We start from the raw sequence: 4,364 nt of genomic DNA, 5'->3' as shown, positions 1-4,364 counted from the left end.
CCTAGGTGGTAAAGTTATCATCACACCAGAAGGAGCAGTTCAAATTAAACTGCCCCAGACAGATTAATAGTGTTTATTGTTTAAGGTTAGAAGGTTTAAGGTTAGAAGGTTAGAAGGTTAGAAGGTTGAAGGTTAGAAGGTTAGTTAGAAGGTTAGAAGGTTGAAGGTTAGAAGGTTGAAGGTTAGAAGGTTTAAGGTTAGAAGGTTTAAGGTTAGAAGGTTAGAAGGTTAGAAGGTTTAAGGTTTAAGGTTAGAAGGTTTAAGGTTAGAAGGTTTAAGGTTGACGACTCGGATATCGCCATTACCCATTACCCATTACCCATTACCAAAAAAACGACACTCATTTCTATCAACATGGCTATATAATTGCTATTAGTAACTGATTTAGTAATAACCCTACACTAAAACCTGTTAGAGAAACCCCACAGATAATCCAGAAAGCCTGCCATTCACCGTATCCTTCTGTTTGAAGATCTAATCTGGTTAAGGCAGCAGCAGCAATCAGCACCAGGATACGGCTAGAATAATGAATCCAGCGCAGGATGATAACGCCTAGGAAAGAGCTGAAAATTACGGAAACAAAAGCTTTAGCATCAGATTTCATCCAAGTCCCGTACAATTTTCTAATCTGATACACTGGAGCAGTTATAGCCAAAGCCATCAACAAGATATAAACGGCTCCGATCAGCCAGAGCCATACCGATACGTTAAATAAGGAAAGATGTGATCCTGATGTAGTCTGTTCTACCCAACTCAATTCCTGACATTCAACAGATATCATCCAGCCAAAAATACTATGGCTTAACAGAAGAATTGATAATGAAAGCCAGGGCAATTTTTTGATTAACCACATGTGAACTACCCCGACCTACTTCATTGAGGTAGGGGCTTCCAGCTTGGCCTTTGGCCACGCTTTCGCCGTAGGCGACGCTGCGCGAACGCGAACACGGAAGAATGCCGAAGGTGCGCTTTCCGTCGGCGAATTAAATTCGCCACGGGTCGCACCTCAACTTGGATGGACGTCCTCGTTTTGGTCTTACTTCTTCGACCCTGGCGTTGACCTCCCCCGTCCCAGAGGAGGATAGCATTCTGATACCTTCTGCTAAACATGTTCTTAGCTGCATTACCGTCCCTATCATGATGGCTGCCACAGTTTGGGCAAGTCCAAGACCTTACATCTAGTGGTAACTCTTTGATTCGGTAATGACAATTAGAGCAAGTTTTAGAGCTGGGAAACCACCGGTTTATTTCGAGCAATATTTTTCCTTCTTTTTCGCATTTATAAGAAAGGAAATTTACAAAAGTTCCCCAACCCAGGTCAGATATTGCTTTAGCTAATTTGTGGTTACGTTCGCGAAGCGTGCGCGTAGCGCACAGCATGCCCTTGACATTTAAGTTCTCGACTACTACCACTTGATTTTGATCTACTATCTTTCTAGATAGCTTGTGCAGATAGTCTTGGCGGACATTTCCAATACGTTCGTATACCTTAGCTACAATTTTGCGCGCTTTTTTGCAACCATTGCTGCCCTTCTTTTTACGGGCTGCGATACGTTGTTTTTTAGCTAATTTCTTTTCGTATTTAGCTAAGTGTTTGGGATTGCCAAATTTAGAATTATTCTCGCCATCGTAGGTAATCGCAAAATCCTTGATGCCCAAGTCAATGCCAATCACGTTCCCTTCTTGAGATACTTTAACCTCTGTTGATTCGTATTCCACTAGAATAGAAGCGTAATACTTGCCAGAAGGGTCAAAGCTTACTGTTACAGTCTTAATTTCCCCTTCTAATGGTCGATGAATTACAGCTTTAACAACTCCTAATTTTCCTGGGAACTTTAGGCTATTGCCCACCTGTTTTACATTTTGGGGATACTGGATTGACTGGCGATGATGATATGACTTGAATCTAGGGTATTTTGCTCTTCCTTGGCCTATTGGCCACGCTACGCGAACAAAAAAGTTTTGATAGGCACGACTAAGATTCAAGCTCACAGATTGTAAAACCTGAGAGTAGCATTCTTTTAGCCATTCAGTCTCTTTTTCTTTTTTGAGTTTCGGCAACATAGAGTTGAGTGCAGATTGCTTCAGTCCTTTTCCCGTTTCTTTGTAGGTTTCTATACATTGATTCAATGCATAATTCCACCACCAGCGAGCACATCCAAAGTGCTGAGCTAGTATCATTACTTGTTCTTTTGTGGGATAGATTCTGACTTTGACGGCTTTATGTTTCATTGCACTCAACCCTGTTATCGACCTTACTTACTATTATGTAGAGTTCACAGTAAGGTGTCAAGGTGTTGCCTCAAATTCCTGGCTCGCTATCTATCCCCAACCTCCTTGGCCGTAGGCCACGCTACGCGAACGTAGAGGTTGGGGAATTCCGCGAGTTTTTGTTAAAGAATCCCACGACTAAAATGCGTGGGATTTGAGGTCATTAATCATTAGTATTTTGTTAATTGTTAATTGTTAATGGCTAATTGTTAATTGACCATGGACAATTAACCATATCCTAGTATTCAATGACCAATGACTAATGACTAATCACCAATGACTTAGGAGGTCAGTTGTCAGCCGCCAGCTATCAGCTGTCAGCTGACGTAACAGAGATTAAACGAATGCTTACCTGTTTTATTCAAAAGCTGTTCAGTGTAGCTTGCCCTATGCCCATAAGCTGAACGCGCATGCGTGCGCGTAGCGCATTAGCTGATAGCTGATAGCTTACCTTAGGACTTAGGAGACATTGCTTGAATAATGTAATCGAAGAAGGGACCTGTCAGCTCAGCATCCTCATCGGTTAGGATTCCCAAAGATGCCTCTTTTAAGCAATTCATGGCTTCTGACATCCCTGCCATTGGCACACCTAGGGCATTATACATTTCTCTTGCCCCGATGATACCAATGTCTTCAATAGGTTTCTGATCACCAGCAAGCACACCATAGGTGACCAAGCGCAAGTACCAACCATAGTCCCGTAAACACTGATTGCGTTCACGCTGACCATAGGCATTCCCTCCTGGTGCTATGAAGTCAGGGCGTTTCTGCCATAGCTGACTGCTGGCTTTTTGTACAATCTTTTTTTCATTTTCCGACAGGGTGGCAACAATGCGCAATCGCTGCTCACCGGTTTGCAAAAAATCATTGATACTTTTGAGTTCACCAGAGCTGAGGTATCTCAGCTCGTCATCGGCATTGAGAATGACTTGACTAACTACACTCATGTTATTAGTTTATGGAGTTTTTTATTGAGTTACTCAGGCAATTCATCCCGAGCTAAATTACAGATTTTAGCTCGGGACTTGTTGCCAGAACTGTTAATTAGTAGTTTACCGACTTGGGGTGACACAACGGAAGGGCATTGGGCATAAGATCAACAAATAGAGCAAAACCGATGCATGTTTGCTGCCATCGATATTCTCTTTCCCCTCTTACCAGATCCTTCACATCCCCTCGAACCATCCGTTGCCCCCTCTTGGCATCTGTAGCTCGTATTAAAACAAAACTATCAGGATTTACGCAAAACTGCTCACCAAAGGCTATAAGTACTAAGGTACCTTAATAATGCACTGTACAGGTAGCGAGGGGTGCGCCGACCTGAGGGGATTTCTACCATGAGCGACTGAATCCGATCTCTGTACTCTCTACTCCCTACTCCCTACTCCCTACTCCCTATTCCCTGTGCTATATGATGCCAATGATGATAACTAATCAGCCCAGCCCTGAGTGTTGGCAACAAGGTCAACTGATTGAGGTAATGATTACAGACCTCAGTGATAGTGGTGATGGCGTTGGACGGCTAGGAAATCGGGTGGTTTTTGTTCCGGATACTGTCACAGGGGATAAAGCTTTGGTGCGCCTGATTAGGGTCAAACCTAACTATGCCAATGGTAAGTTACACCAACTGTTGGTGGAATCTCCTAATCGTGTTCATCCCAGATGTATCGTGGCGGATAAGTGTGGTGGTTGCCAATGGCAGCATGTGAGCTGGGACTATCAGCAGTTGGCGAAGCAAAATCAGGTGATTCAAGCCCTCAAACGCATTGGTGGATTTAGCGAACCCGCCGTAGCACCAATCTTAACCACAGATTCTTCCTTGGGCTATCGAAACAAAGCTACCTATCCCCTTAAACGCTCAGCAACAGGTTCAGTTCAAGCGGGTTACTACCAAAAAGGTAGCCACCAGCTGATTAATCTTAATCAATGCCCCGTGCAAGACCAGCGATTGAATCCTCTGCTAGGGGAAATTAAGCAGGATATTCAGCAATTGGGTTGGTCGATATACAACGAAAGCCGCCACCAAGGACGATTGCGTCACCTTTCGTTACAGATTGGACAACGGACTGGCGAGATGTTGCTGACCTTGGTCA

Annotated in this window: 5 protein-coding genes and 1 pseudogene; 3 read left to right on the top strand and 3 right to left on the bottom strand. The window is 43.7% G+C overall.

Going from position 1 to position 4,364, the window contains the following annotated elements; genetic code table 11:
- Positions 1 to 358: 358 nt before the first annotated feature.
- The gene (locus tag F6K49_RS36045) at positions 359 to 781 is read right to left on the bottom strand and encodes a hypothetical protein (RefSeq protein WP_293104541.1); all 423 of its coding nucleotides are present in this window, start codon (positions 779 to 781) and stop codon (positions 359 to 361) included.
- Between the two features lie 202 nt (positions 782 to 983).
- Positions 984 to 2,232: pseudogene (locus F6K49_RS36040) on the bottom strand (RNA-guided endonuclease TnpB family protein).
- Between the two features lie 65 nt (positions 2,233 to 2,297).
- Here F6K49_RS36040 and F6K49_RS36035 point away from each other — a divergent pair.
- Positions 2,298 to 2,429, top strand: a complete 132-nt coding sequence (locus tag F6K49_RS36035) for a hypothetical protein (RefSeq protein WP_293074901.1) — start codon at positions 2,298 to 2,300, stop codon at positions 2,427 to 2,429.
- A 294-nt stretch (positions 2,430 to 2,723) separates the two neighbouring features.
- Here F6K49_RS36035 and apcD read toward each other — a convergent pair whose 3' ends face one another.
- Positions 2,724 to 3,218 carry an allophycocyanin subunit alpha-B gene (gene apcD, locus F6K49_RS36030; protein WP_293074904.1) on the bottom strand — a complete coding sequence of 165 codons (495 nt, stop codon included), beginning with the start codon at positions 3,216 to 3,218 and terminating at the stop codon, positions 2,724 to 2,726.
- A 24-nt stretch (positions 3,219 to 3,242) separates the two neighbouring features.
- Here apcD and F6K49_RS36025 point away from each other — a divergent pair, with 24 nt between their 5' ends.
- Both F6K49_RS36025 and rlmD read left to right on the top strand, forming a co-directional pair.
- The gene (locus tag F6K49_RS36025) at positions 3,243 to 3,365 is read left to right on the top strand and encodes a hypothetical protein (RefSeq protein ID WP_293074907.1); all 123 of its coding nucleotides are present in this window, start codon (positions 3,243 to 3,245) and stop codon (positions 3,363 to 3,365) included.
- Between the two features lie 320 nt (positions 3,366 to 3,685).
- Positions 3,686 to 4,364 (top strand): 23S rRNA (uracil(1939)-C(5))-methyltransferase RlmD (gene rlmD / locus F6K49_RS36020; RefSeq protein ID WP_293104533.1); only part of this gene is annotated, 679 nt, incomplete at its 3' end.

This window comes from Moorena sp. SIO3I6, assembly GCF_010672095.1.
Note: the sequence above shows the minus strand (reverse complement) of the source record. Positions and strands in the feature narration are given on the sequence as shown.

What these genes read in the sequence shown, in the direction of transcription:
- F6K49_RS36045 (WP_293104541.1), bottom strand. Translation starts at nt 781, where the DNA reads ATGATATCTGTTGAATGTCAGGAATTGAGTTGGGTAGAACAGACTACA.
- apcD (WP_293074904.1), bottom strand. Translation starts at nt 3,218, where the DNA reads ATGAGTGTAGTTAGTCAAGTCATTCTCAATGCCGATGACGAGCTGAGA.